Here is a 26,392-nt window from a genome sequence, read left to right on the forward strand (position 1 = left end):
CTATGACAGCCCAACAGAAGGTCAATCTGCTCGGTCTTGATCGCCCGCAAATGGAAGAGTTCTTCCTGAATATGGGCGAGAAGAAATTCCGTGCCCAGCAGGTACTCAAGTGGATCCACCATCATCAGGCGGATTCGTTCGAGCAAATGACCGATGTGGGTAAAGCATTGCGCCAGAAGCTTTCCGAGGTGGCGGAAATCCGTGGCCCGGAAGTGACCCACGAAAGCATCAGCCGTGACGGCACCCGCAAATGGGTGTTCGAACTGGATAATGGTGGTGCTGTGGAAACCGTCTTTATTCCCGATGGCCGCCGCGGCACCCTGTGCGTGTCCTCACAGGTGGGCTGTGCAGTGGACTGCAGCTTCTGCTCCACCGGTAAGCAGGGCTTCCAGCGGGACATGACCAGCGCCGAGATCATCGGCCAGGTATGGCAAGCGAGCCGCTCTTTTGGCCCGCGCCGCAATTTGGGTGAGCACCCGATCACCAACGTGGTAATGATGGGCATGGGCGAGCCCCTGCTTAACTACGACAACGTGCTCACCGCCATGCGCATCATGAAGGATGACCTCGGCTACGGGATCGGCAAGAAGCGCATCACGCTGTCCACTTCGGGCGTGATCCCGAAAATCGACCAGCTGAGTCAGGATCTGGATGTGGCGCTGGCGGTCAGCCTTCACGCGCCCAACGATGAGCTGCGAAACGAGCTGGTGCCGCTGAACCGCAAATACCCGCTGAAAGAACTGATGGCGGCCTGCAAGCGCTACACCAAGAACATTACCCACAAGCACAACACCATCACCATGGAATATGTGATGCTTCGGGATGTGAACGACAAACCGGAACATGCACGTCAATTGGTTAAACTTCTCAACGGTATTCCGGTGAAGGTGAACCTGATTCCGTTCAATCCTTTCCCGCATGCGGGATATGAACGCTCCCGCAAGAGCGATATTCTGGAATTTCATAAGTATCTGAATGACAATGGATTGTTGACTACAGTCAGGACGACGCGCGGTGATGATATCGACGCCGCCTGTGGTCAGCTGGTGGGGCAGGTGCAGGACCGGACCCGGCGCAGTGAGCGCTGGAAGCAATCCATTTTTCACCGCTCCGAACACACGGATAACAATACAGCGCAAGCGTAATGAATCCTCTTATTCGCGGTTTTTGGGCCCTTTTCTTTATGGGCTTTCTCTCCACCGGGTGCGTGACGGTGGAATCTGGTGAGCGGGAAGTCAAAGTTGACGATGCAGTGACCAGCCGGGTCGCTGCGGGCCTGCAATACCTTCAACAAGGCGATCCAGCGGAGGCACGCCGACATTTTTCCCGTGCCCTCCAGCTCGATGACAACAGTGCGGTTGCACACAATGCCATGGCGTTGCTTTACAAGTATGAGCAAGATCCTGCCATGGAAGAATATCACTACAAGAAGGCGGTCAGCGCTGATCGTCACTACTCTCCGGCCCAGAACAACTACGGCACCCTGTTGTTTTCCCGTGGGGAATATGACGATGCCCTGAAGCGGTTCGAGCGGGCGGCGAACGATCCGAGCTATTCCGGGCGTGGCAGTGCCTGGGAAAATATCGGTCGCTGCTATCGCGAGCTGGGTCGTGATGAAGAGGCCCAGAAAGCCTTTATCAAGGCCCTGCGCCTGAATCCGCGGGCAGTGATTCCCAACCTGGAACTGGCGGATCTGTATTTCAAGGAAGATCGCACCCGTATGGCCTGGGATTATTACCAGCAGTACGTACAGCGCAGCAACCGGCAAACCGCGCGCTCACTGCTGTTGGGTTCACAGCTGGCGGCTACGCTGGGTTACAAGGATCAGCTGTCCAGTTATGAACTGGCACTGGAAAATCTCTATCGTCGCTCGCCGGAGTTCCGGCAGTGGCAGGAATGGAAAGCGGCACGGGAGAGCGCACAATGAGTGACAAGATGGTCGTGTTACCCGGCGAGCGTTGCCGAAAGGCCCGTGAAGCCATGGGCTGGACCACGGCAGAGGCGGCAAAACGTATGCACCTCTCTCAATCCTACCTGCTGGCACTGGAAGCTGACGATTACGAGCGCCTGCCCGAGGCCACCTTCGTCAAGGGTTACCTGAAGAACTATGCCCGGCTACTGGGTTTGCCTGCGGATGAAGTGGCAAATACCTTCCAGCAGATGGTTAATGAGGATGCCTTCGACAAGCCGCTGGAGCTGCCGACCCTGCCACGCAAGCCAGGGCTGCTGACCCGTCCACTGATGTGGGTGGTGGCACTGGTCATGATTGGCGTGCTGGCGGTGGTCTTTTGGCCGCAGGGTTCATCTGATTCTGACAGTGCAGAGATGGCTCCGCTTGAGGAGATGTCTGACGAATCGATAGAGAGTAGCGATCCTCTGGACACAGAACTTCAGGACGACGCGGGCACCGCTGAGGTGGGGTCTGCCATGGCGGGCATGACCGCTGACGATGCGGGGCAGCAAACCGGGTCTGCTGAGGATGTGGCCGAAGACAAGGCAGCGGTTCAGGAGCCGGAAATTGATCCGGACATGCTGGCAGATAATGGGCTGGACCGCCTCGTGCTGGATCTCTCTGCAGATTGCTGGATGGAGATTCGCGATGCCAATGGCCGCGTCTTGCGCCAGGGCGTCAAGCCTGCTGGCGCCACCCTGAAGGTGGATGGCAAGGCACCGTTTAGCCTCAAGCTCGGTAATGCGGCTGCGGTGAGCGAACTTTTCCTGAATGGCGAGGCTGTCACCTTGCCGACGGATTCACCCGGTAAAGTCGTTTCTCTCACTCTTCCCTGATTCAGGCCAGGACACACCATGGAACCGGAAGTCAAAATCGAGCGCCGCAAGACCCGACAAATCTTTGTCGGCAAGGTGCCGGTGGGCGGTGATGCACCCATCTCTGTTCAGAGCATGACCAACACTGAAACCTGTGATGTGGACGCCACGGTAGGCCAGATCCAGCGTTTGCAGGATGCTGGTGTGGATATCGTGCGTGTTTCTGTGCCCAGCATGGAAGCGGCCGATGCCTTTGGCGAAATTCGCAAGCGTGTGGACGTGCCTCTCGTGGCGGATATTCACTACGACTACAAGATTGCCCTGGCGGTGGCCGAACGGGGTGTCGACTGCCTCCGTATCAATCCCGGCAATATTGGTCGGGAGGATCGTATCAAGGCGGTGATTCAGTGCGCCAAGGATAACGGGATCCCGATCCGGATCGGTGTGAATGCCGGTTCCCTGGAAAAGGAACTGCAGCGCAAGTATGGCGAGCCGACCTCTGATGCACTGGTGGAGTCTGCCCTGCGTCACGTGGATATTCTCGATCGCCATGACTTCCAGGATTTCAAGGTCAGCGTTAAAGCGTCCAATGTGTTCATGACACTGCAGGCCTACCGCAAATTGTCCCAACAGATTGAGCAGCCCCTCCATCTGGGCGTGACTGAAGCGGGCACGTTTCGCTCCGGTACGGTCAAGTCGGCCGTGGCCCTGGGCTCACTGCTGATGGAAGGCATTGGCGACACCATCCGTATTTCCCTGGCAGCAGACCCGGTGGAAGAGGTGCGGGTGGGCTTTGATATCCTCAAGAGTCTTAACCTGCGCAAGAAGGGCGTGAATATCATTGCCTGCCCCAGCTGTTCCCGTCAGAACTTTGATGTGATCAAGACCGTCAACGAGCTGGAAGCAAGGCTCGAAGATATCAATGAGTCTGTGGATCTGGCCGTGATTGGCTGCCTGGTCAACGGCCCCGGCGAAGCCCGAGAGGCGGACGTGGGACTGACCGGTGGCACGCCCAATAATCTTTCCTACCTTGATGGCGAGAAGAGCCATCATGTCACCAAAGAAGACCTGGTGGACGAGCTGGAACGGATGGTACGGGCCAAGGTAAAGAAACAGCGCGAAGATGAGGCCAAGGGCATCATTGCGAGAAGTGAATGATTGCTCGGACGTCGGAAGCCTGACGTCTGACGCTTGAACCCATAAGGTTTTGCGCCAGATGTTCGCCTCCCGAGGTCTGACGTTTTTAGCAAGGAATTTCCGTGAGTAAAAAAATTACCTCCATTCGCGGGATGAATGACATCCTGCCGGAGCAAACTGGCCTGTGGCAGTGGCTGGAAGACAAGGTGCGTGGTGTGTTGGCCAGTTACGGCTATCAGGAAATCCGCATGCCCATCGTCGAGCAGACGGACCTGTTCAAGCGCAGCATTGGTGAAGTAACGGATATCGTCGAAAAGGAAATGTACACCTTTGACGACCGCAACGGTGACAGCCTGACGCTGCGCCCGGAAGGTACCGCCAGCTGTGTGCGTGCCTGTGAACAGCACGGTCTCCTGTACAACCAGACCCAGCGGCTCTGGTATACCGGCCCCATGTTCCGTCACGAGCGGCCCCAGGCGGGTCGCTATCGCCAGTTCCACCAGATCGGGGTGGAAACCTTTGGCATGACCGGTCCGGATATCGATGCGGAAGTAATCATGATGACCGCGCGGTTGTGGCAGGCCCTGGGTCTGGCCGACAAGGTGACGCTGGAGCTGAACTCCCTGGGTGACAGCGACGACCGGGCTCGTTATCGCGAGGCGCTGGTGGAGTACCTGAAAGCCAACTTCGAGCAACTCGACGAAGATTCGCAGAAGCGTCTGGAGCGCAGCCCGTTGCGGGTTCTCGACAGCAAGGACGGTGGCACCCGCCAGGTGCTGGAAAGTGCCCCGCAGCTGGCCGATTACCTGAACGATGATGCCCGTGCACACTTCGAAGGCCTGAAAGCCTTGCTGGATGCCAATGGCATTGCTTATAAAGTGAATCCTTATCTGGTTCGCGGCCTCGACTACTATGGCAAAACCGTGTTTGAGTGGGTCACCGATGCGTTGGGTGCCCAGGGCACAGTCTGCGCCGGTGGCCGTTATGACGGTCTGGTGGAGCAGCTGGGCGGCAAGCCAACCCCGGCGGTAGGCTTCGCCATGGGTGTGGAACGACTGATCCTGCTGGTGGAACAGCAAATGCCGGAACTGTCGGCGCCGGTTGACGTCTATGTGATGGCCATGGGTGACGTATTGGCCCCGACCATGACGCTTGCGGAGCAGCTGCGCGATGCCTTGCCCGGCAAAGGTGTGCAACTGCATTGTGGCGGCGGAAGCTTCAAAAGCCAGATGAAGAAAGCGGACCGCAGCGGTGCAGCGGTGGCCCTGATCATCGGTGAAGATGAGTTGGCCAGTGGGGTGGTGACGATCAAGCCGCTGCGTGGCCAGGGCGAACAGGTACAGGTTGCCCAGGGCGATGTGGCCAACGCGGTGACGTCGCTCTTGGGATAAAGGCAGCTACAAGCTGCAAGCTACAAGGCGCGATAGAAGGCGGGTGCCGTTTGTTATCGTGTTGCCCGCAATCTAAGCTCGGGCGCGGCGTTGCCGGAAATCGAAAAGCAAGGCTTTTGCCGCGTTGTAGTTTGAAGCTTGAGGCTTGCTTCCCCTACGTTGATTCGAACGTCGGGATGCGAAATAAACAAGCGCCGGGAGTAACGCTTCCGGGTCATAAAAACGAAAGGAGATCAGGGTGGTCGACTACATCCGTGACGAAGAAGAACAGGCGGAACTGCTCAAGAGCTGGTGGAAGGAAAACGGCACTGCCGCGATCATCACCGTGGTTCTGGCCGTGGCGGCGCTGATTGGCTGGCGTGAATGGCAGGGCTATCAGGGCGAACAGTCCGCAGAAGCCTCCAGCCAGTACCAGAGCATGCTGGAAAGTCTGGGCGAAGCCCGCAAAGACGCCGTGACCGAGAAAGCCGATGCGTTGATCGAAAGCTATCCGAGCTCAGCCTATGCGGATCATGCCCGTCTGGCCAAGGCCAGCCTGGCGGTGTCCGAGGCTGACTATGATGCAGCCATCTCCTTGCTGGAAGAAGTGGCCAATGATGGTGCCACTGATGAGCTCACCTACACCGCAGCAATGCGCCTGGCTCGGGTTTACCTGCAGCAGCAAGCCTGGGACAAGGCCGAATCTGCACTGAACGGTCAGTTCCCGCAGGCCTTCAGTGGCATGGCGCTGGAACTGCGTGGTGACGCTGCGAAGGGCCAGGGCGATCTGGCTGCAGCTCAGGCACATTATGCCGAAGCGCTGAACGTACTCCAGGATGCAGGCGAGAAAGACCGCGTACAGATGAAACTGGATGACCTGAAGACCGCTTCCTGAACAGGATTTTCATGAAAAACCTTCTGCTCCCCCTGCTGCTGGCTGGCTTTGTGCTGGTCAGTGGCTGCAGCTCCAACCCAAACGCCATTGAGCCCAACGATCTGCCCAAATTCAAGGCCAGCTACAAGGTTAAACGGCTGTGGAGTGAGGGGGTGGGCGATGGCCTTGAAGAGAGTCAGTTGACCCTGCGTCCGGCCGTAACTACCCAGCTGGTGGTGGCGGGAGATGTGAATGGTAACGTCTATGCCATTCAGCGCGACAAGGGCAAGCGGCTGTGGCGGGTGAAAACCGGTGACCGCATCGCAGGGGCATTCTATGCCGGCTATGGCATGGTGCTCTACGGGACCCGTGAGGGGATGGCGGTTGCACTGGACGCGGAAACGGGTGAAACCCGCTGGCGCACCCAGTTGACCGGTGAGGCGTTGGCCATTCCGACCAGTGATGGCAGCCTGGCCATTTTTCAGACCCAGGATGGCCATGTGACCGCCTTGGACGCCGAAACCGGTGAGCAGCGCTGGGATTATGAAACGCCACCTCCGACCCTGACTCTGCGTGGTCTGGCCCAGCCAGTGATTGCCGGTGACAAGGTTTATGCTGGCTTCGCTAATGCCAAGGTGGCGGCGCTGGATCTGGTCAGTGGTTCTCCCATCTGGGAAAAGCGCATTGCTGAGCCGACCGGCCGTTCCGAGCTGGACCGCCTTGTGGATGTGGATGGCAGTCTGGTTGTGGAGGGGGGCGGCGTTTTCGCGGTCAGCTTCCAGGGCAAGGTGGGTGTGCTGGATAAGGATACCGGTCGTCAATACTGGGACAAGGCCATGTCCAGTGCCACCGCCATCAGCACCAGTGGCGCAGGCAGCCTGTTCGTTGCTGACGATGTGGGTGTGGTCCGGGCTATAGACCAGCGTGGTGGTACGGTTCTCTGGCAGCAGGACAAGCTGTATGGCCGCCGCCTGACAGGCACTGCTTATCAGGATGGGCTGGTGGCAGTGGGCGATTTTGAAGGTTATATCCACTGGCTTAATGCGGATGATGGCAGCATTGTGGCCCGCAAGCGCCATGACCGTGATGGTTTTGCCGGTACGCCGGTGGCCTACGATGACGTGCTGTACGTGATCGGTTTTGATGGCAAGTTGTCGGCCTACCGTCTGGTTCCCCGCTAGCAGGACGTCGTCAACCTGACAGTGACTCAAGCGCCGACCGGCCCTGGTCGGCGTTTTGCGTGCAGCGCACCAACCCGTTTCGCGTTACCATAGCGCCCAAATACTCTTGCAGAGACACCTATGAAGCCGGTTATCGCCCTGGTGGGGCGGCCCAATGTGGGCAAATCCACCCTGTTCAATCGTTTGACGCGTACCCGCGACGCCCTGGTTGCTGATTTCCCTGGCCTGACCCGTGACCGTAAATACGGTGATGGCAGGCTTGGCGACTACCTTTATACCGTGGTGGATACCGGGGGTATTGGTGAAAACGATGATGGCATCGATGTGCCGATGACCGAGCAATCGCTGACCGCGGTCGGTGAGGCGGACCTGGTGTTGTTCATGGTGGATGGCCGGTCGGGTCTGACTGCCGCTGACGAGCAGATTGCGGCTGAGCTGCGCAAGCTGCCCAAGCCGACCTACCTGGTGGTCAACAAGACCGACGGGCTCGATCCGGATACGGCCATGGCCGACTTTTACACGCTAGGCCTGACCGAAGTGCTGCCGATTGCCGCCGCTCATGGCCGTGGCGTGCGCAGTATGATCGAGACCGTGCTGGAAGCCTTTCCTGATCTTGAACCCTATTTCGACGAAGACGGCGAGCCGGTCGACACCAATGATGGCAGCATTCGCGTGGCCGTGCTGGGGCGTCCGAATGTGGGTAAATCCACCCTGATCAACCGGATGCTGGGTGAAGAGCGGGTGGTGGTGTTCGATCATGCCGGCACCACACGGGATTCTATTGAAGTTCCCTTTGAGCGGATGGACAAGAAATACACCCTGATTGATACCGCCGGGGTACGCCGCCGTGGCAAGGTCTATGAAATGGTGGAAAAGTTCTCCGTTATCAAGGCGTTGCAGGCGGTGGAGGCTGCCCAGGTGGTGGTGATCGTGATTGATGCCCGGGAGGGCATTACCGATCAGGATCTGCATCTTTTGGGATATGCGCTTGATAGTGGCCGCGCGCTGATGATCGCGGTGAACAAGTGGGACGGGCTTGATGCCGACCACAAGGAAAGGGTGCGGATTGAACTGGGGCGGCGTCTTGAATTTGCCCCTTGGGTCAAGATTAAGTTCATTTCAGCGCTTCATGGTACCGGGGTCGGCGACCTTTGGGGTATGGTGGAAAAAGCGTGGGACAGTGCCTTCATCAAGATTGGCACCAACGAGATGACCCGCATCATGGAGTCCATCCTGGCCGGGCATCCGCCACCACGAAACGGCCGTTTCCGGGCCAAGCTGCGCTATGCGCACATGGGCGGCAACAACCCGCCGACCATCGTTTTGCACGGGAACCGCACGGAATCCTTGCCAAACAGCTACAAACGTTTTCTGGAAAATCGCTTCCGGGAAGTGCTGAAATTGGAAGGGACGCCCATACGGCTTGAATTCAAGTCCAACACCAATCCGTATGAGGGCAAGAAGAATGTGCTCACCGATCGTCAGGCCCACAAGCGGCGCCGAATGATCAAGCGCATGAAAAAATAAGTCGCAGCATTCAGGGAGGGCTCGCTATCAAACGTCGGGGGATTTGGGGAGCAATAGCCTTTTCTGCTTTGTCGTCAACGGCATGGGCCATGGAGCCCATGGAGCCCATGATGCCGATGAGCGACATGCCTGCCATGGTGCTGACGCCCGCCCGGGTCAGTCAGCCCCAGTCCGAGGCACCGGCCAGCGTCACGGTCATCGACCGTAACCTGATTGAGGCCAGCGGCGCCCGCGAACTTTATGAAGTGCTCAAGCTGGTGCCTGGCATGTCTGCCGTCAAGGTGGACGGTAATGTGCCCACCGTGGCCTATCATGGCACCCAGGCCCGCGATACCCGCCGCATGTTGGTGTTGCTGGATGGCCGTAGCCAATACCAGCCTGGACTTTCCCGCGTCAACTGGAATGACATGCCGGTGGACATTCAGGACGTTGAGCGCATAGAGGTCACCCGTGGCCCGGCGGCAGCGGCCTACGGCGCCAACGCATTTACCGCGGTTATCAACATCATCACTCGTGATCCCAGGGATATCAGCCGCAACAGCGTGTCTGTGGCGGCCGGTAATAATGGCATTCGTGATGGCCGTGCAGCGGCTGCGGGGCAGTCAGAGGATATGGCATGGCGGGCCTCAGTGGCACGTCGTGCCGATGAGGGGTACGACGAGCCCTTTGAAGATGCCAAGCTGCCTGATGCCAAGTTGATCGAAACGCTCAACAGCGAATGGCTGTGGACGGCGGATGAGAAAAACACCTTTGCTGTTCTGGCGGGAGGCAGCACCAGCCGACTGGAAAGAGTTCAGGAAAGTGGTGTCGCGGACATTGGCGAGTACCGTCAGGATCCGATACAGAAAGGAGAGCGCGCCTTTCTGCAATTGGAGTGGCAGCATGTCTTCAGTGATACCCACCAACTCAAACTCACCGGGTATGGCCAGTACAACAACGAAGTGACTGACTTCAAGGTGTGCTATTTCGATCCGGTGACCGGGCAGACCGGACCGGGGGGCGGCTTGTTCTTCAGTCAGGAATTACGTGACCTCTTTCTGGCCAACAATAGCGATATTGACGCCACCCTGAATGCAGCCTTTTCTGATCCGGATGTCCTCGCCCGTTATGGTGTGCTGTCGGGCGTTGGTGAGGATTTCTGTGCGGTCAATGAGCTTGATGTCAAGGAAGAGCGCTATGACCTGGAGCTGCAGGATACCCTGCAAATCACGGATCGGTTGCGGCTGGTCAGTGGTCTGAACGTACGCCAGGATCGCGCGCAATCCGAGACCTATCTGTCCGGCACAGAAGAGAACCTGAGTTACCGTGGGTTTGGCAACTTGTCTGCGGAGGTCATTCGTAATGTGCTGGTCAATCTGGGTGGCTATTGGGAGCACGATGAGCTCACCGGCAAGCATTTCAGCCCGCGAGCCGGAGTGAACTGGCGTTTCATGCCGGGGCACAGTCTTCGCTATGTCTATTCCGAGGCCGTGCGGACGCCCGATATTTATGAAGACCGGGCGAAAACCAATATTCGGGCCAACGATTTGCGTGGAGCTTTTGCATCAGACCCTCAGGGGTTGCTGGGCTGGTCGCCGGCGTATTTCTTCGTCACCCGCACCAGTCCGGGCACGCTGGAGTCAGAAGAAATTCGCTCCTGGGAAGTGGGCTACTTTGGTCAGTTACAGGAGCTGGAACTGGACGTTCGCTATTTCCAGGAGTCGCTCACCAACTTGCTGAGCAATTCGCTCAACCTGTTCGAGTTTGTGCCGGCGAATGATGGAGAGGTGTTCCATCAGGGAACGGAGGCACAGCTTACCTGGCGGCCCACCGTAAACCACTTGCTGAGGGCCACGGGGGCCCATATTCATACCCGCACCAATATCAAGACCGAGACCCGTCTGGCAGCCCGAAACAGCGGCAGTATGCTGTGGGCCTGGCAGCTCACCAAGCGCTGGGGTCTCAGTTCAGCCTATTATCTGTTCAATGATTATAATCAGAATACGTTCGAGCGAGTGGATGCCCAGCTCCGCTTTCGGCATCGGCTGGCTGGCTCGGAGGTGGAATGGAAGGCGGTGGCACAGCATGCGCTCAACAAGGCGCCAATAGTGTTTGAAGAGAACCGTTACGCCGAGGACAGGATGTGGCTCGGGGTGTCGGTGAGGTTCTGAGATGAAAGCTCAACATGGATGTTGGTTTTTGCTTCTCTGGCTATTGTCGTCAGCGCAGCCGCTGTTTGCCAGCGAACCCTTGAGGGTCCATGTTCAGGCAGCGGAGGGGCCTTTCAAGAGCGGTTTTGTGAATGCCTTGCAGGCGGGGGATCCGAATATTCGCATTGCGCCCTCCGGCGAACATGCTGAATTGATTGTGGCCCTGGGGGATGAGGCATTCTCTCGTGCTTCCCGTCATGACAAGCCCGTACTGGGTGTGTTTGTGAGTCGGCGCCTGGAGGAAAAATTGCGCCGCAAAGGCTGCCATTGTGCCGCGATCTGGGCGGGGGTCGCCCTGAACGACCAGTTGGCCATGCTGCAACTGATGATGCCCGTGGCTGCGAAGGTGGGCGTGATCATTGGCAAGAACAGCGCCTGGTCGGAAGGTAGTGTCAAGGATTATGGCGGCCGACTTGGTCTGACCCTGTTTCGGATAGACAAACCTGAAGAGCTTGGCCGCGTATTGCGTGAAGAGCTGGGGGCCCTGGACGCCCTGGTATTACCAGTGGATGAAGGCCTGTTTGGGCCGGACAGCGCAAAACTGGTCCTGTTGACCAGCTATCGGCAACGACGCCCGGTGTTTGGTCCGGAGCAGAGCTATGTTCATGCGGGCAGTGCTGCAAGCCTGTTTGCCAGTGGTGGCGATCTGGTCTCCGAAACGCTGATTCAGCTGGACTCATTCAGGGCGCGTCACCGTTTCCGGCGCTCAGGTTTTGTTCATACCCCCTCCGTGATCGTTAACGAACACGTCGCCAACAGTTTTGACATGCGTTTCCACGACTCTGAAGCACTACGAGAAGCTCTCGAGGTGATGCCGTGAAGGCGGGGGCAGGCATCCGCAAGCAACTCCAGTTGCTCGGGGTGGTGCCGGCGTTATTCATGCTCGGCTTGTTGCTGGTGGCGTTGACCTGGCAACGTTTTGAGGATGCGGATCGTGATCTGCAGGCCCTGGGCAGCTTTATGGCTTCCCAGCTGGCGTCCTCTTCCGAGTACGGTGTGCTGGCGGGTAACTACAGCGACTTGCGCCGTCAGGCCCAACTGGCCATGCAGCAGGCCGATCTCCAGTACGTGGTATTCAGGGACAATGACGGCAAGGTGCTGCTGTACGAGGGGCGTGAAGACCGGGTGGCTGGCAGCAGTATTATCGAGTTTCACTCCGGAATTTATCGCCAGCCGCTGATCGATACAGACACCATGCGGGTGTCGGCCAATCACCGGGATGCTCCAGTGCGTATTGGTGAGGTGGTGTTGGGGATGTCCAGCTCCCGCTTGCTGGCGAGGCAGAAGGAGATCCTGCTTGCCAGCCTGATTCCCGCCATGTCGGCAATGATTCTTGGCCTGTGGATCGCCCATTATCTGGCTCGCCAGATTGCCTCGCCGCTGAACTATCTGTCGGGTCTGCTACGCACCCTGCGTGGTGGTGATTACCATGTGCGCGGCACCAGTAATCTGCAGGGTGAGCTGGGTGATTTGCAAAGCGACATCAACCAGCTTGCAGGTAGCCTGGAAGAAGCGCGAATAGACCAGCAGAGTGCCATCAACGAATTGCAGGCTGCGCACAAGCAGGCACAGACTGCCAGCCAGGCGAAGAGCGATTTTCTCGCCATGATGAGCCATGAGCTGCGCACACCCATGAACGGGGTGCTGGGCATGCTGCAGCTGCTTGAGCAAACCCGGCAGAGCGAAGAGCAGCACGAATATACCCAGGTGGCGCTGGAGTCCACTGGCCATCTGCTGGATGTGATCAACGACATCCTGGACTTTTCCCGCATCGAAGCCGGACGCATGGATCTGGACCCGGTCTTCTTCGAGCTGGACCCGTTGCTTGATAATAGCCTTTCCACCTTTCGTTACCTGGCCGAAAAAAAGGGCTTGTATCTGAAGCTGGAAAAGGATGCCTTGATCAGCGGTAAACGGGTCAGAACCGATCCGACGCGCCTGCGTCAGGTGCTCAACAACCTGATCTCCAACGCGATCAAGTTCACCAATGAAGGCGGCATCACCGTGAGTGCTTCCGCCCATCAGGTCCGCGAAGACTGGCTGGACGTGAAGCTGGCGGTGAAGGACACCGGCATCGGTATTCCTGAAGACAAGCAGTCCCGTCTTTTTCAGGCCTTTTCCCAGGTTGACTCTTCTACGTCGCGTCGCTTCGGTGGAACCGGGCTGGGGCTGGCTATTGCGCGCAAACTCAGCGAAATGCTGGGCGGGACGCTGACCCTGTCCAGCTCAGAGGGCGGAGGCAGTACCTTTACGGTGTCGTTGCGGTTGTTCTTCCGGAATGAGGTGAGTGATGATCGCGAGATTGTGCTGATTGGCAACGATGATGCTCCGCGCACCCTGAATGGCCTGGTGCTGCTGGTGGAAGATAACGAAGTCAACCTGATGGTGGCACGTCGTATTCTGGAGCAAATGGGAGTGACCGTGGTTACTGCCGTGAATGGCAGGGAGGCGCTGGCAAAAGCTGAGCAGCGCGATTTCGACTGTATCCTGATGGATGTGCAGATGCCGGTCATGGACGGCATGGAGGCTACACGTCTCCTCCGGCAGTGGGAGCGGGAGCAGGGCAGGGTGCCGATGCCGGTGATTGCGCTGACCGCCAATGCCATGGAAGAAGAGCGCGAGCGTTGCCTTGCTGCAGGCATGAATGCCCATCTGGCCAAACCCTTCCGGCGTCAGCAACTTAGTCGGGTATTGACCCCGTATCTGACCCCTGAACGTGCTCAATCCGGGCGCTGAACTCTCCGTCCTTTAGCCGGGTAGTGACCGTATCCCCCGGCTTCAACTGATTCACTGACCGCATCGCCTGCTTGCCCTTGAAGCTGATGCTGTAACCCCTGGCCAGCGTTTGCAGGGGGCTGGCGGTATCCAGTCGCTTGCTCAGGTTCGCCAACTGAAGTTGCTGCTGTTCCACCTTGCGCAGCACAGGTTGTGGCAGGCGCAGAGTGAGGTTTTCCAGCCGTTGCTGGCGAGCCTCCAGAAGGCGCTCCGGGGAGACCCGTGCCAGGCGCTGCTGGGCGGGCAGCAGCCGGCTTTCCGTGAGTCGCAACTGATGACGGATTTGCCGTTGCAGGCGGGCCTGCAATTCATCCAGCCGCTGGCTGCTCTGTTCCAGGTGGTGGCGCGGTGAGCGCAGTCGCTGGGTCAGATGGCGCAGGCGATCCTTTGGGCCGCGCAGCTGCTGAGCCATGACCCACTTTAGTCTTCGCTGCAGGGTGCCGAAGCGCTGGCTGACCACTGTCAGGTCCGGGCTGACCAGCTCGGCGGCTGCAGAGGGGGTTGGGGCCCGCAAGTCGGCGGCAAAGTCGGTGAGCCCGGTATCGACTTCGTGGCCCACCGCAGAAACGATCGGGATAGGGCAGTCCGCCACCGCCCGCGTCAGGGCTTCGTCATTGAAGGCCCACAAATCCTCCAGTGAACCGCCGCCCCGACCGATAATCAGAACGTCGCATTCGTTACGGGCAATGGCCAGCTGCAGCGCCTGATGAAGCTGGGCAGGGGCTTCGGCGCCCTGAACGGCCGCAGGGTAGATGACCACAGGGATAGATGGACAGCGGCGTTTGAGAACCTGAAGGATATCCCGGATGGCCGCCCCGCTGGGCGAGGTAATCACTCCAATCTGGTTCGGCCAGGCTGGCAGCGACTGCTTGCGCTCCTGGGCAAACAGGCCCTCAGCCTGCAGTTGCGCTTTGAGTGCATCAAATTGCGCCTTGAGTGCGCCCTGGCCGGCCGGCTCCATGTGTTCCACCACAATCTGGAAGTTGCCGCGTGGCACATACAGAGTGACTTTGGCGCGCACCAGCACCTGCTGGCCGTTCTGGGGGTTGAAATCCACCAGCCTGTTACGATTTCGAAACATGGCGCCGCTAATCTGGGCCCGGCTGTCCTTGAGACTGAAATACCAGTGGCCGGAAGAGGGGCGGGAAACGTTGGAAAGCTCCCCCTGGAGCCAGATGACGGCAAAGGAGCCCTCCAGCAGGCCCTGGGCTTCCAGGTTCAGCTGGCTGATGGACAAGGGGTCGGTGCGGGATGAAAAGCTCATCGCGGGAGAGTAGCGATTTTCGTTGTACTCTGCCACTGTCTGGATTGTGTACAAGGCGCACAATGACGTATAATCGCCCGCTTAATTTCCGGGGGTGGCCAAGGTAAGGTCGCCTTAACCGGCGGCACCCGGTCCTCCTCCTTAACTCCGGGTGCGCCTGACAGAATCCCAAGCGGATGGCTGCTCAGGCTCTCCCCTCACTTCCTACGGTGCAATATGCTCAGAATCGTGCAAGAGGCATTGACGTTCGACGACGTTCTGCTTGTGCCCGCCCATTCCAATGTGCTGCCCAAGGATGTGTCCCTGAAGAGTAAGCTGACTCGGGACATTTCACTTAACATCCCGCTGGTCTCCGCAGCCATGGACACGGTCACCGAGTACCGTCTGGCCATCACCATGGCCCAGGAAGGCGGCATTGGCATCCTTCACAAGAGCATGGATGTGGAAGAGCAGGCGCGTAACGTGCGCATGGTGAAGAAATACGAGTCCGGCGTGGTGAAAGATCCGATCACCATCGGCCCGACCGCCACCGTGGCCGAGCTGCTCCGTTTGACCGAAGCCAACAATATTTCCGGTGTGCCGGTGGTCGAGGGTGACAAGGTAGTTGGCATCGTGACCAGCCGCGATACCCGCTTCGTGACCAATTTCGACCAGTGTGTTCAGGACATCATGACCGGCAAGGACCGGTTGGTGACCGTGAAGGAAGGCGCGGGTGCAGACGAAGTGCAGCTGCTGCTGCACAAGAATCGTATTGAGAAGGTGCTGGTGGTCAATGATGCTGGCGAGTTGCGCGGCATGATCACCGTTAAGGATATCGAGAAGGCCCGCAAATATCCCAATGCCTGCAAAGACTCCCAGGGCCGCCTTCGTGTCGGCGCGGCTGTCGGTACGGGTGCAGGCACCGATGAGCGCGTTGCTGCACTGGTCGAGGCCGGGGTGGACGTGATTGTGGTCGATACGGCCCACGGTCATTCCCAGGGTGTGCTGGATCGAGTGGCCTGGGTGAAGAAACACTTCCCGGAAGTGCAGGTTATCGGTGGCAACATCGCCACTGCTGCTGCCGCCAAGGATCTTGTGGCAGCGGGTGCTGATGCCGTGAAAGTCGGTATCGGCCCGGGTTCCATCTGCACGACCCGTATTGTGGCCGGCATCGGTGTGCCGCAAATTACTGCCATTTCTGATGTGGCTGCTGCACTGGAAGGCACCGGGGTTCCGCTGATTGCCGATGGAGGCATTCGCTTCTCCGGCGACATCGCCAAAGCCGTTGCGGCCGGCGCCAGCGCCATCATGATCGGTTCACTGCTCGCGGGTACAGAAGAAGCGCCTGGCGAGGTGGAGCTGTATCAGGGCGGTTACTACAAGGCCTACCGTGGCATGGGGTCTCTGGGTGCCATGTCTGGCAAGACTGGCTCTTCAGACCGTTATTTCCAGGATGCTTCAGCTGGTATCGAGAAGCTGGTGCCGGAAGGTATCGAAGGTCGGGTTCCGTACAAAGGCCCGATGAGTGCCATCGTCCACCAGCTGATGGGCGGTCTGCGTGCCTCCATGGGTTACACCGGTTGTGGCACCGTGGAAGAGATGCGCACCAAGCCGGAGTTCGTGAAGGTGACCAACGCCGGTATGAAGGAATCCCACGTTCACGACGTGACCATTACCAAGGAGGCGCCGAATTACCCGGTTGGGTGATTCCGGGCCTGTCGTGACTTGAGAGGGGTCGGACGTTCGAAGCCGGACGTCTGACGCCAGAACCGGTCGGGGTTATCTCCGGCCGTTTTGCTTTTAGTGTCCGACGTCAGACATGCGACGTCCGACCTGTTACCAACAAGGCCCGGCCTAACCGTCGGCAACCACCGCGGGATAGAACCCCATGCAAGACATCCATGCCCAGCGCATTCTCATTCTGGACTTCGGTTCCCAGTACACCCAGCTGATCGCGCGTCGTGTGCGTGAGATCGGTGTTTACTGTGAGATACGTGCCTTCGACATGACCGCTGAGGAAATCAGCGAGTTTGCACCCAAGGGGATCATCCTCTCCGGTGGCCCTGAATCCGTAACGGCCGCAGAGACGCCGCGTGCACCGCAGGCGGTGTTTGAGGCGGGTGTGCCGGTGCTGGGTATTTGCTATGGCATGCAGACCATGGCGGAGCAGCTGGGCGGCAAGGTGGTGGCTGGCGAAAAGCACGAGTTCGGCTACGCTCGCGTTGAAAAGGCTGAAAAGAACAGTCTTCTGGATGGCATTGTCGATCACGAAGAGCACGGCAAGGAATTTCTGGACGTGTGGATGAGCCATGGTGACCGTGTTGGCGCCACCCCGGAAGGATTCAAGGTGATTGCCACTACTGGCAGTTGTCCGATTGCTGCCATGGCCAACGAAGAGAAACGTTTCTTCGGTATCCAGTTTCATCCGGAAGTGACTCACACCCTGCAGGGCGGTCGTCTGCTTGAGCGTTTCGTGCGCGAGCTGTGTGCCTGTGAAGCGCTGTGGACCCCGAGCAATATCATCAACGATGCCATTGAAACCATCCGTGAGCAGGTGGGTGGTGATGAAGTGATTCTGGGTCTGTCAGGTGGTGTGGATTCTTCCGTGGTCGCGGCCCTGCTGCACAAGGCGATCGGCGAGCAGCTCACCTGTGTGTTTGTGGACAACGGTCTGCTGCGTCACCAGGAAGGCGATCAGGTCATGGAAATGTTTGCCGACAACATGGGTGTGAAAGTGATCCGTGTGGATGCCGAGGACAACTTCCTTGGCAAGCTGGCGGGCGAGGCGGATCCTGAGAAGAAGCGCAAGATCATCGGTAATACTTTCATCGAGATCTTTGATGAAGAGGCCGGCAAGCTGAAGAATGCCAACTGGCTGGCCCAGGGCACCATCTACCCGGACGTGATCGAATCTGCCGCCAGCAAAACCGGCAAGGCGCACGTGATCAAGAGTCACCACAATGTGGGCGGTCTGCCAGAAGACATGAAGCTCAAGCTGGTCGAGCCGCTGCGCGAGTTGTTCAAGGATGAAGTGCGCAAGATCGGTCTCGAGCTGGGGCTGCCCTATGACATGGTTTACCGTCATCCCTTCCCGGGACCGGGTCTGGGTGTGCGCATCCTTGGCGAAGTGAAGAAAGAGTATGCCGATACCCTGCGTCTGGCAGACCATATCTTCATCGAAGAGCTGCGTGCTGCGGGCTTGTACCACAAGACAAGTCAGGCGTTCGCGGTGTTCCTGCCAGTGAAGTCCGTGGGCGTGGTGGGCGATGCCCGTCGCTACGAATACGTGGTAGCGCTGCGCGCGGTGGAAACCATCGACTTCATGACGGCTCGCTGGGCACATCTGCCCTATGAGTTCCTTGAACTGGTTTCCAGCCGTATCATCAACGAAATCCCGGGCATTAGCCGGGTGACCTACGACATCTCGTCTAAACCGCCAGCTACCATTGAGTGGGAGTAAGCAGGTGTAAGTAAAAAAGGCGGCCACGGGCCGCCTTTTTTATGCGCATTGAGGTCCCATTAGGAGCAGATCCTCAATAGATGCGTGATCAGGTCCACCTGCCGGTTGAAACTGTTCTTCTGCAACAGGGCTTTGATGTTGGTGCGGATGGTGCTGACGGCCAGCGCCAGCTCCTCGGCAGCTTCAGCCGTGCTGGCTCCCTTGAGCAGGCAGAGACAGACGCGCGCTTCTGCTTCCGTGGCGTTAATGACCTTGCGGATTTCTGCGGTGCTTGGCGTGCGACAGGCATTGGGGTCGAAAATTTCGACCAATACATTGCGATTATTGCGTTGCTCGTTATGCACCGGGGTAATGGAGAGTCGCAAGGGCAGGGCATCGGTTTGCAGATAAAGGGTGTCGTTGTCGTCCAGCGCGGAGGTCTCACCGGTAATGAAGAGCATCAGCTGGGTGTAGAAGCTTTTGGCAAAGGCTTGATCCCGGAACTCGATCTCCTTGCTGTTTTCATTCACCTTGAAGACCTGATAGCGACGGCCAATATCCAGGAATGACGGGCTGGCACTGATCAGTAACGTCACTGGAGAGAACACGGCCACGGGTTGTCTGAGGACGGCAATGCTGCTTTGCAGATCCTTGAAGATCTGCTCTGAGCGATGCAGCCGCTCGTAGAGGTCCAGTGCAATCTCGGCATGTTTCTTCAGGCGAGACAGCAATGCCATCTCCTGCTTGCTGAAGATCGGGCTGCCCTTGTGCCGGTTGAAGACCAGAATGACCTGCTGCTGGTATTTATTGGTAAAGGCGATGGCGGCGCTGTCGATAATGCCGGCAGCACGAATCCAGGTGCGAGTGAAATTGGACATGCCATCGAATACATCCCGGTCCGGATCCCCGTCCGCATAACTGAACAGGGCGTTGGGGCCCTGCTCCAGGGCCCGGGCTATGGCCTCATCCTTGAAGACCAGGCCGGTCTTCAGCATCAGGGGAACCACGCCAGGGGGGTAGCCGACGGCCCAGCCATAGAGGCCTTTGAGCTGAGGTTTCTTCTGAATGACTGCCAGGCAGCAGCTGGCCAGGTCCAGTTCTTCCCGGATGCGGCACAGGAAGGGGTCAAAGCCGTCTTTATGCTCTACGCAGCTGTAGAGGCTGGTGACAAGGTTGTCCAGCTTGTCGATGGCATCCCCCGGCCCAAGCCACTGCGAGTCTGTCTCGCGCAAACGATTATGGCCAGGATCGCTGTTATGGCCTTGCTTGTCCGTTACCATCGCTGTCTTTTGTCCCCCATTGCTAACCCATCTGGAACATTACAAGCTGACCCCGGAATGTTAAATGGTTCAAATTATCCGAAACAGGGTTGGGTTGGCCAATCAGCGTGCCCATCACGCATCACGGTGTCTTGCTTGATTATACGGTGGGGTGGCCATGGCTAGCCGGCCATGGTGGTCGGGGAGCTCCGGGGGTAATGAAGATGCTTGAAAAATAGCCGGATTTGCTTAAAATACGCAGCCTTCCCGGCGTACGGGACGATGATGCACTCCTCTGGGGTTGTGCGTGACGTCTCACCACCGGGCAGAGTTCATTCCGTTTCAGTCAGTTGCGTGCTCCAGCCCACGGGTTTGGGGTTGTTGTGCCCGTTGTGGTGGCATACAATGCGCGCCTTACTGAGGGGACGAGGCTAGTCGCCTCATTGTCGATAATAGATTGGAGGTTCACGACATTAAGCGTGGAGGCAATAAGGGCCGCGAGCAACGCGCCCGAATTAATCAGCAAATCCAGGCAACCGACGTTCGGTTGATCGATGTGGACGGCGAACAGCTGGGAATTGTGACCCTGCAGGAAGCCCTTGAGAACGCCACTTCTAAACAGCTGGATCTGGTAGAAATCTCCCCTGGTGCGGAACCGCCTGTTTGCCGAATCATGGATTACGGCAAACATCTGTTTGAGGCGAAACAAAAGGCCAAAGACGGGCGCAAGAAGCAGCGTCAGACTCAGGTCAAGGAAATCAAATTCCGTCCCGGCACCGATATCGGCGACTATGAGGTGAAACTGCGTAACCTCAGAAGGTTCCTCGAGGCCGGCGACAAAACCAAGATTACCGTTCGCTTCCGCGGCCGGGAAATGGCGCACCAGGAGCTGGGCCGGGATCTGCTCGAGCGTATCGAGAAGGACCTGGAAGAAATCGGCACTGTTGAGCAACGCCCGAATATGGAAGGTCGCCAGATGATCATGGTGATCGGCCCGGGCAAAAAGAAGAAGTAACCTTTCTGTAGCTGAAAGGTTACTGCATTAACTAACCAACTTGAGAAGGTACCATGCCTAAGATCAAGACAAATCGTGGGGCTGCCAAGCGTTTCAAAAAAACCGCCTCCGGTTTCAAGCGCAAGCAGGCATTCAAAAACCACATTCTGACCAAGAAGTCCTCCAAGACTATCCGTCAGCTGCGTCCGAAAACCGAGGTACATGAGTCTGATGTAGCTCTGGTTAAACGCATGATGCCCTACGCATAACTGATACGGATCTGGAGACTGAAAAATGGCACGAGTAAAACGTGGTGTGCAGGCCCGTCGTCGGCACAAGAAGATTCTCAAGCAGGCTAAAGGCTACTACGGTGCCCGCAGCCGTGTTTATCGCGTAGCGGTTCAGGCCGTTACCAAAGCCGGTCAGTACGCTTACCGCGACCGTAAGGTTCGCAAGCGTCAGTTCCGTCGTCTGTGGATTGTTCGTATCAACGCCGCTGCGCGTCTGAACGGCATGTCCTACAGCCGTCTGATCGATGGTCTGAAAAAAGCGTCCATCGACATCGACCGTAAAGTACTGGCGGACATCGCTGTTCGCGATCTGGCGACCTTTAGCGCTTTGGCCGAAAAAGCCAAAGCGAGTCTTGCCGCCTGATTCACTGTTAAGCAATAGCCTGACAGTACACTAACGGGGGAAGAGCTCGCGCTCTTCCCCCGTTTTTGTTTAAAAGACCAGCTACAAGCTACAAGCTGCAAGCTACAACACGGTTCGCAACTGTTGCCACCCGAAACCGCTTTCCCTGCGCCGCTAAGTTCGGGCGCGGCATTGAAGCTTTCGAATAGCACAGCGCTGGAGCCGCGTTGAAGCTTGCAGCTTGAAGCTTGCAGCTTTTAAAAGACTGCGGAGTCTTCAATGGAAAATCTCAATGCCCTGGTCGACGCTGCCCTGGCAGAAGTCGAACAAGCTGGCGATATCCGGGCCCTGGACGATGTACGGGTGAAGTACCTGGGTAAGAAGGGGGAAATCAGCGCGCTGATGAAGGGCCTGGGCAAGCTGAGCGCGGAAGAGCGTCCCCAGGCTGGTGCGGTGATCAATGAGGGTAAGGAAAAGGTGCAGGGTGCCATTTCTGCTCGCAAGACCCTGCTGGAAGAGGCGGCTCTGGCCGAGCAGCTGGCCAGCGAAACCGTGGATGTAACCCTGCCGGGTCGTGGTGACATGCCGGGCAATCTGCACCCGGTGAACCGCATGCGTCGCCGCATTGAGGATTTCTTTCTGCGCCTGGGCTTTGATATTGCCGAAGGGCCGGAAGTGGAAGATGATTTCCACAACTTTGAAGCCCTGAATATCCCGTCCCATCACCCTGCGCGGGCCATGCACGACACCTTCTATTTTGGTGATGGTCGACTATTGCGTACCCACACCTCGCCGGTGCAGGTGCGGGTGATGGAGCAGGGCAAGCCGCCGTTTCGGATCATCGCGCCGGGCCGGGTGTATCGTTGTGACTCCGACCTGACCCATACCCCCATGTTCCACCAGGTCGAAGGCCTGTTGGTGGACAAGGACATTACGTTTGCCGACCTGCGTGGCACCGTGGCCGAATTCCTGCGCTTCATCTTCGAAGTGGAAGACCTGCCGGTGCGTTTCCGTCCCAGCTATTTCCCGTTCACCGAGCCCAGCGCCGAAGTGGATGTGGGTTGTGTCAGCTGTGGTGGTGAAGGCTGTCGGGTGTGTTCGCATACCGGCTGGATCGAGATCATGGGCTGCGGCATGGTGCATCCCAAAGTGCTTGAGCACGGTGGTGTGGACGCCAACGAGTACAGCGGTTTTGCCTTCGGCATGGGTATCGAGCGGATCACCATGCTGCGCTATGGCGTCAATGACCTGCGGCTGTTCTTTGAAAACGATACCCGTTTCCTGTCCCAGTTCAGCTAACGCCCGCAAACACGTTTAAGGAATTCGAAAATGCTAGTGAATGAAGCCTGGTTGCGGGAGTGGGTGAACCCCGCGGTCGATACAGACACTCTGGTCAAACAGCTGACCATGGCAGGCCTGGAAGTGGACGGTGTGGAGCCGGCGGCACCGGAGTTTTCCGGCGTGGTGGTGGGTATCGTGGAAAGCTGCGAGCCGCACCCCGACGCGGACAAACTGCGTGTCTGTCAGGTGTCCAACGGCACCAACACCACTCAGGTTGTATGTGGTGCCAGCAATGTGCGTCCTGGCCTGAAAATCCCCTTCGCCCAGGTAGGGGCCGAGCTGCCTGGTGACTTCAAGATCAAGAAAGCCAAGCTGCGTGGCGTTGAATCCAACGGCATGCTGTGTGGCGCCTCCGAGCTGGGCCTGGAAGACCTGATCGATGGTCTGATGGAGCTTCCGGAAGACGCGCCGGTGGGCAAGAGCTTCCGTGAGTACCTGCAGCTGGATGATGCGGTGATTGAGGTGGACCTGACCCCCAACCGCGCTGACTGCTTGAGTGTGCGCGGTATTGCCCGCGAGCTGGGTGTGATGAACCAGTGCCCGATCACGGAAGTGGCCATCAGCAAGGTGGCCCCGGCCATTGACGATACCCTGACCGTGACCCTGGCTGACAGCGAGGCCTGTCCCCGCTATCTGGGCCGTGTCATCAAGGGCGTTAACGTAAAGGCCGAGTCCCCGTTGTGGATGATTGAGCGTCTGCGCCGTGCAGGCCTGCGCACCATCGACCCCATCGTTGATGTGACCAACTATGTGCTGCTGGAGCTGGGTCAGCCCCTGCATGCCTTCGATCTGGCCAAGCTGAACGGTGGGATCACCGTGCGCAAGGCCAGCGCTGAAGAGAAGCTGGTTACCCTGGACGAGCAGGAACTGACCCTGCGCGACGACACCCTCGTCATCGCCGATGACAAGGACACACTGGCGCTGGCAGGTGTGATGGGAGGCAAGGCCTCCTCCGTGACAGACAGTACCCAGGACATCTTCCTGGAATGTGCCTTCTTCGCACCGCTGGCCATTGCCGGCAAGGCCCGCTCCTACGGCTTGCACACGGATTCGTCCCACCGTTTCGAGCGTGGTGTGGATCCGCAGCTGCAGAACGATGCTATCGAGCGTGCCACGGCCCTGATTCTGGAAATCGCTGGTGGTCAGGCGGGCCCGGTCACCGAGGCCGTCGATGAGAACAAGTTGCCAAGACAGGCCGAGATCACCCTGCATGCCGAGCGCATTGAGGGGCTGCTGGGCATGGGGCTGCCGGCCACCCAGGTGGAAGACATCCTCAGTCGTCTGGGTATGGAAGTGTCTACTCAGGCGAGCGGCAAGGAATGGGTCGTGCTGGCGCCGAGCTGGCGCTTTGATATGGAGATCGAGCAGGATCTGATCGAAGAGCTGGCGCGTATCTACGGCTATGAAAAGCTGCCCAGCCGGGTGCCAGCGGGTTCTCCCTCCGGTGAAACCGTGGGAGAGCACGTGGTGGCCCTGCGTCGTCTGTCCGACACCCTGATTGACCGAGGCTACCTGGAAGCGATCACCTACACCTTCGTGGAGCCGGGCCTGCTCAAGCAGGTGGAGCCTCGTTTTGAGCCGCTGCCGCTGCTCAATCCCATCTCCTCGGATCTGGGCGTAATGCGTACCACCCTGCTGGCTGGCCTGTTCAGCACTGCCCGTCACAACCTTAACCGTCAGGCTGACCGACTGCGCCTGTTCGAGACAGGTCTGCGGTTTGTGCCGGGTGAAGCAGGTCTGGAGCAGACGCCCATGATTGCCGGCCTGGTGTTTGGTAGCGCCCAACCCCAGAACTGGGAAGGCAAGCGTCCTGTGGACTTCTTTGATCTGAAAGGGGATGTGGAAGCGCTGCTGACGCTGTCTGATGCCGCTGACTTCACCTTTACCGCCGGTGAGCACCCAGCGCTGCATCCCGGGCAGACGGCTGCTCTCAAGCGGGGTGACGAGGTGGTGGGCTACCTGGGCCGTATTCATCCGCGGCTGGCCTCAGATCTTGATCTGCCTGCCAACCTGTATGCTTTCGAACTTGCCTCAGCCCCGCTTCAGCAGGGTGTGCTGCCAAAATTTGTGGGTGTTTCTGATCAGCCGCGCATGCGTCGCGACCTGGCCTTTGTTGTTGATGACAGCGTCCCCGCCGGCGAACTGGTAGCTGCTGCGCGTTCTGCCTGTGATGAGCGTCTCACAGATGTTCGGATTTTCGATATATATCAAGGTGATAGCATCGGCAAAAATCGCAAAAGCCTCGCTTTGGGCTTGACCTTCCAGGACCGTTCACGCACTCTTAAGGATCAAGAAGTCAACGACCTGGTAGATACTGTTGTTTCTCAGTTAAAACAGCAGTTTAACGCCGCCTTAAGGGATTGATTCGGGATTGGGAGTGATCATGGGAGCGCTGACCAAAGCGGACATGGCCGAGCGCCTGTTCGAAGAGCTTGGCCTTAACAAGCGCGAAGCGAAGGAAATGGTGGAAATGTTCTTCGAGGAGATCCGCCATTCCCTTGAAAACAACATTCCCGTGAAACTCTCAGGCTTCGGTAATTTTGATCTCAGAGACAAAAGCGAACGGCCCGGACGTAACCCGAAAACCGGAGAGGAAATCCCAATCACGGCGCGTCGGGTGGTGACATTTCGTCCAGGACAAAAATTAAAACAACGGGTTGAGGCCTATGCTGGAACCAAGTCATAACGACGAACTCCCGGCGATCCCGGGTAAGCGTTATTTCACCATTGGCGAAGTCAGCGATCTGTGCGATGTAAAGCCGCATGTGCTGCGTTATTGGGAGCAGGAATTCCCCCAATTGAAGCCGGTGAAGCGCCGCGGAAACCGTCGTTATTATCAGCGCCAGGACGTGCTGATGATCCGCCAGATCCGCAGCCTGCTGTACGATCAGGGCTTCACCATTGGTGGCGCCCGTCAACAGCTTACAGGTGGCGCCAATGCTGAATCGGCCACCCAGTATCATCAGCTGATCAAGCAGATGATTGTGGAGCTGGAAGACGTTCTGGACGTGCTCAAGGCCTCCTGATCAGGGCTGGCTCCTTTGGGAGCTTGCCTGAAAGCGAAACAGCCCCGGTGGCCATGCCCCGGGGCTTTTTCATGCCTGATCGACTCCCGCCTCCTCCCGGCTCACAGTAGGAGCCTGCCCACAGGCGATCCTTTTCAGCCACAGCCCCAAGCCCCAAGCTACAAGCTACAACGCGAGCGAGGCCTCGCCTACGGGAAAGCTATCTCCGCGCATCATACTGACAGGGCGAAGCTCCACGCCCTTTTGAGTTGAGGGTGACATCTTTCGCGGTCGAACGACCGCTCCCATGGGGAAGGCTGGATTTGTGGTGTGGAAGGGGCCCCGCTTCTGGGGCCGGCACTGGGCAACGAGTACAGATGCCCTGTGACGCGTTACAGCTTGAAGCTCGTGGCTTGTCGCCGCTCAAACCCTGACCAATCAGCCGTTTACTGGTTCCATCCCGCGAATGAATCCGCTATGATGCACGCCGCTTTGTTAGCACTGCTGACAAAGCGCCTCGGGGCGTAGCGCAGCCTGGTAGCGCACTTGCATGGGGTGCAAGGGGTCGGAGGTTCGAATCCTCTCGCCCCGACCAAATTTTGGTCGGATCTAAAAAGCTCGGCTTATGCCGGGCTTTTTTTATGCCCGCTCTGCGGGTG

The 26,392-nt window shown here is 58.2% G+C and carries 22 protein-coding genes and 1 tRNA gene; 21 read left to right on the forward strand and 2 right to left on the reverse strand.

Features of this window, described 5'->3' with window-relative positions:
* The first annotated feature begins 2 nt into the window (after window positions 1-2).
* The 11 genes from rlmN (at window position 3) to GFN93_RS08225 (ending at window position 13,780) form a co-directional block, all read left to right on the forward strand.
* Complete coding sequence (rlmN, locus tag GFN93_RS08175) at window positions 3-1,145, forward strand: 23S rRNA (adenine(2503)-C(2))-methyltransferase RlmN (protein WP_153500437.1); 1,143 nt, start codon at window positions 3-5, stop codon at window positions 1,143-1,145.
* Entirely contained in the window at window positions 1,145-1,927 is a 783-nt protein-coding gene (pilW, locus tag GFN93_RS08180) for a type IV pilus biogenesis/stability protein PilW (protein WP_153500439.1), read from the forward strand. The genes rlmN and pilW overlap by 1 nt, the downstream gene beginning before the upstream one ends.
* Window positions 1,924-2,787, forward strand: a complete 864-nt coding sequence (locus tag GFN93_RS08185; protein ID WP_153500441.1) for a RodZ domain-containing protein — start codon at window positions 1,924-1,926, stop codon at window positions 2,785-2,787. The genes pilW and GFN93_RS08185 overlap by 4 nt, the downstream gene beginning before the upstream one ends.
* Window positions 2,788-2,805: 18 nt before the next feature.
* Window positions 2,806-3,924, forward strand: a complete 1,119-nt coding sequence (ispG, locus tag GFN93_RS08190; RefSeq protein ID WP_153500443.1) for a flavodoxin-dependent (E)-4-hydroxy-3-methylbut-2-enyl-diphosphate synthase — start codon at window positions 2,806-2,808, stop codon at window positions 3,922-3,924.
* A gap of 101 nt (window positions 3,925-4,025) precedes the next feature.
* Window positions 4,026-5,294 (forward strand): histidine--tRNA ligase, encoded by a 1,269-nt coding sequence (gene hisS / locus GFN93_RS08195; RefSeq protein ID WP_328594409.1) that lies wholly within the window; start codon window positions 4,026-4,028, stop codon window positions 5,292-5,294.
* 238 nt (window positions 5,295-5,532) lie between these two features.
* Window positions 5,533-6,168 carry a YfgM family protein gene (locus GFN93_RS08200; RefSeq protein WP_328594410.1) on the forward strand — a complete coding sequence of 212 codons (636 nt, stop codon included), beginning with the start codon at window positions 5,533-5,535 and terminating at the stop codon, window positions 6,166-6,168.
* 11 nt (window positions 6,169-6,179) lie between these two features.
* Window positions 6,180-7,328, forward strand: a complete 1,149-nt coding sequence (gene bamB / locus GFN93_RS08205) for an outer membrane protein assembly factor BamB (protein WP_153500445.1) — start codon at window positions 6,180-6,182, stop codon at window positions 7,326-7,328.
* A 120-nt stretch (window positions 7,329-7,448) separates the two neighbouring features.
* The gene (der, locus tag GFN93_RS08210; RefSeq protein ID WP_153500447.1) at window positions 7,449-8,855 is read left to right on the forward strand and encodes a ribosome biogenesis GTPase Der; all 1,407 of its coding nucleotides are present in this window, start codon (window positions 7,449-7,451) and stop codon (window positions 8,853-8,855) included.
* 89 nt (window positions 8,856-8,944) lie between these two features.
* Entirely contained in the window at window positions 8,945-11,005 is a 2,061-nt protein-coding gene (locus tag GFN93_RS08215) for a TonB-dependent receptor plug domain-containing protein (RefSeq protein ID WP_153500449.1), read from the forward strand.
* Window position 11,006: 1 nt separating this feature from the next.
* Complete coding sequence (locus GFN93_RS08220; protein WP_153500451.1) at window positions 11,007-11,864, forward strand: type 1 periplasmic-binding domain-containing protein; 858 nt, start codon at window positions 11,007-11,009, stop codon at window positions 11,862-11,864.
* Entirely contained in the window at window positions 11,861-13,780 is a 1,920-nt protein-coding gene (locus GFN93_RS08225) for an ATP-binding protein (protein ID WP_328594412.1), read from the forward strand. The genes GFN93_RS08220 and GFN93_RS08225 overlap by 4 nt, the downstream gene beginning before the upstream one ends.
* On the opposite strand, the gene xseA is transcribed toward GFN93_RS08225, so the two are convergent.
* Window positions 13,725-15,083, reverse strand: a complete 1,359-nt coding sequence (gene xseA / locus GFN93_RS08230; RefSeq protein ID WP_153500453.1) for an exodeoxyribonuclease VII large subunit — start codon at window positions 15,081-15,083, stop codon at window positions 13,725-13,727. The two genes, GFN93_RS08225 and xseA, sit on opposite strands and share 56 nt — an antisense overlap.
* Window positions 15,084-15,299: 216 nt before the next feature.
* Here xseA and guaB point away from each other — a divergent pair, with 216 nt between their 5' ends.
* Together guaB and guaA are read left to right on the forward strand one after the other, a co-directional pair.
* Window positions 15,300-16,769 (forward strand): IMP dehydrogenase, encoded by a 1,470-nt coding sequence (gene guaB / locus GFN93_RS08235; protein ID WP_153500455.1) that lies wholly within the window; start codon window positions 15,300-15,302, stop codon window positions 16,767-16,769.
* A gap of 181 nt (window positions 16,770-16,950) precedes the next feature.
* Window positions 16,951-18,522 carry a glutamine-hydrolyzing GMP synthase gene (gene guaA / locus GFN93_RS08240; RefSeq protein ID WP_153500457.1) on the forward strand — a complete coding sequence of 524 codons (1,572 nt, stop codon included), beginning with the start codon at window positions 16,951-16,953 and terminating at the stop codon, window positions 18,520-18,522.
* A gap of 59 nt (window positions 18,523-18,581) precedes the next feature.
* Here guaA and GFN93_RS08245 read toward each other — a convergent pair whose 3' ends face one another.
* The gene (locus GFN93_RS08245) at window positions 18,582-19,781 is read right to left on the reverse strand and encodes a hypothetical protein (protein WP_153500459.1); all 1,200 of its coding nucleotides are present in this window, start codon (window positions 19,779-19,781) and stop codon (window positions 18,582-18,584) included.
* A gap of 436 nt (window positions 19,782-20,217) precedes the next feature.
* On the opposite strand from GFN93_RS08245, the gene infC reads away from it, so the two are divergent.
* The 8 genes from infC to GFN93_RS08285 all read left to right on the forward strand — a co-directional run bounded on the left by infC (window position 20,218) and on the right by GFN93_RS08285 (window position 26,328).
* Window positions 20,218-20,775: a translation initiation factor IF-3 gene (gene infC / locus GFN93_RS08250; protein ID WP_153500461.1), complete on the forward strand. Its 558-nt coding sequence runs from the start codon at window positions 20,218-20,220 to the stop codon at window positions 20,773-20,775.
* Between the two features lie 53 nt (window positions 20,776-20,828).
* Window positions 20,829-21,023, forward strand: a complete 195-nt coding sequence (gene rpmI / locus GFN93_RS08255; RefSeq protein ID WP_022986949.1) for a 50S ribosomal protein L35 — start codon at window positions 20,829-20,831, stop codon at window positions 21,021-21,023.
* A 25-nt stretch (window positions 21,024-21,048) separates the two neighbouring features.
* Window positions 21,049-21,408, forward strand: coding sequence for a 50S ribosomal protein L20 (gene rplT / locus GFN93_RS08260; RefSeq protein WP_153500463.1), 360 nt, complete (start codon window positions 21,049-21,051; stop codon window positions 21,406-21,408).
* A gap of 258 nt (window positions 21,409-21,666) precedes the next feature.
* Window positions 21,667-22,686: a phenylalanine--tRNA ligase subunit alpha gene (gene pheS / locus GFN93_RS08265; RefSeq protein ID WP_153500466.1), complete on the forward strand. Its 1,020-nt coding sequence runs from the start codon at window positions 21,667-21,669 to the stop codon at window positions 22,684-22,686.
* 30 nt (window positions 22,687-22,716) lie between these two features.
* Window positions 22,717-25,092, forward strand: a complete 2,376-nt coding sequence (pheT, locus tag GFN93_RS08270) for a phenylalanine--tRNA ligase subunit beta (protein ID WP_153500468.1) — start codon at window positions 22,717-22,719, stop codon at window positions 25,090-25,092.
* A gap of 19 nt (window positions 25,093-25,111) precedes the next feature.
* Entirely contained in the window at window positions 25,112-25,414 is a 303-nt protein-coding gene (gene ihfA, locus GFN93_RS08275; RefSeq protein WP_007151347.1) for an integration host factor subunit alpha, read from the forward strand.
* On the forward strand, window positions 25,395-25,754 hold the full coding sequence (locus GFN93_RS08280) for a MerR family transcriptional regulator (RefSeq protein ID WP_035230230.1): 360 nt from the start codon (window positions 25,395-25,397) through the stop codon (window positions 25,752-25,754). The genes ihfA and GFN93_RS08280 overlap by 20 nt, the downstream gene beginning before the upstream one ends.
* 497 nt (window positions 25,755-26,251) lie before the next feature.
* Window positions 26,252-26,328, forward strand: a tRNA-Pro gene (locus tag GFN93_RS08285).
* Window positions 26,329-26,392 lie beyond the last annotated feature (64 nt).

This window comes from Alcanivorax sediminis (assembly GCF_009601165.1).
GTDB lineage: Bacteria > Pseudomonadota > Gammaproteobacteria > Pseudomonadales > Alcanivoracaceae > Alcanivorax > Alcanivorax sediminis.

Excerpts from the sequence above, each read along its gene's own strand:
- pheS (WP_153500466.1), top strand. The coding sequence starts at position 21,667 with ATGGAAAATCTCAATGCCCTGGTCGACGCTGCCCTGGCAGAAGTCGAA.
- GFN93_RS08215 (WP_153500449.1), top strand. The coding sequence starts at position 8,945 with ATGGAGCCCATGGAGCCCATGATGCCGATGAGCGACATGCCTGCCATG.
- ihfA (WP_007151347.1), top strand. The coding sequence starts at position 25,112 with ATGGGAGCGCTGACCAAAGCGGACATGGCCGAGCGCCTGTTCGAAGAG.
- xseA (WP_153500453.1), bottom strand. The coding sequence starts at position 15,083 with ATGAGCTTTTCATCCCGCACCGACCCCTTGTCCATCAGCCAGCTGAAC.
- bamB (WP_153500445.1), top strand. The coding sequence starts at position 6,180 with ATGAAAAACCTTCTGCTCCCCCTGCTGCTGGCTGGCTTTGTGCTGGTC.
- der (WP_153500447.1), top strand. The coding sequence starts at position 7,449 with ATGAAGCCGGTTATCGCCCTGGTGGGGCGGCCCAATGTGGGCAAATCC.
- GFN93_RS08280 (WP_035230230.1), top strand. The coding sequence starts at position 25,395 with ATGCTGGAACCAAGTCATAACGACGAACTCCCGGCGATCCCGGGTAAG.
- pilW (WP_153500439.1), top strand. The coding sequence starts at position 1,145 with ATGAATCCTCTTATTCGCGGTTTTTGGGCCCTTTTCTTTATGGGCTTT.
- GFN93_RS08220 (WP_153500451.1), top strand. The coding sequence starts at position 11,007 with ATGAAAGCTCAACATGGATGTTGGTTTTTGCTTCTCTGGCTATTGTCG.
- guaA (WP_153500457.1), top strand. The coding sequence starts at position 16,951 with ATGCAAGACATCCATGCCCAGCGCATTCTCATTCTGGACTTCGGTTCC.
- GFN93_RS08185 (WP_153500441.1), top strand. The coding sequence starts at position 1,924 with ATGAGTGACAAGATGGTCGTGTTACCCGGCGAGCGTTGCCGAAAGGCC.
- rpmI (WP_022986949.1), top strand. The coding sequence starts at position 20,829 with ATGCCTAAGATCAAGACAAATCGTGGGGCTGCCAAGCGTTTCAAAAAA.
- rplT (WP_153500463.1), top strand. The coding sequence starts at position 21,049 with ATGGCACGAGTAAAACGTGGTGTGCAGGCCCGTCGTCGGCACAAGAAG.
- pheT (WP_153500468.1), top strand. The coding sequence starts at position 22,717 with ATGCTAGTGAATGAAGCCTGGTTGCGGGAGTGGGTGAACCCCGCGGTC.
- rlmN (WP_153500437.1), top strand. The coding sequence starts at position 3 with ATGACAGCCCAACAGAAGGTCAATCTGCTCGGTCTTGATCGCCCGCAA.
- ispG (WP_153500443.1), top strand. The coding sequence starts at position 2,806 with ATGGAACCGGAAGTCAAAATCGAGCGCCGCAAGACCCGACAAATCTTT.
- guaB (WP_153500455.1), top strand. The coding sequence starts at position 15,300 with ATGCTCAGAATCGTGCAAGAGGCATTGACGTTCGACGACGTTCTGCTT.
- GFN93_RS08245 (WP_153500459.1), bottom strand. The coding sequence starts at position 19,781 with ATGGTAACGGACAAGCAAGGCCATAACAGCGATCCTGGCCATAATCGT.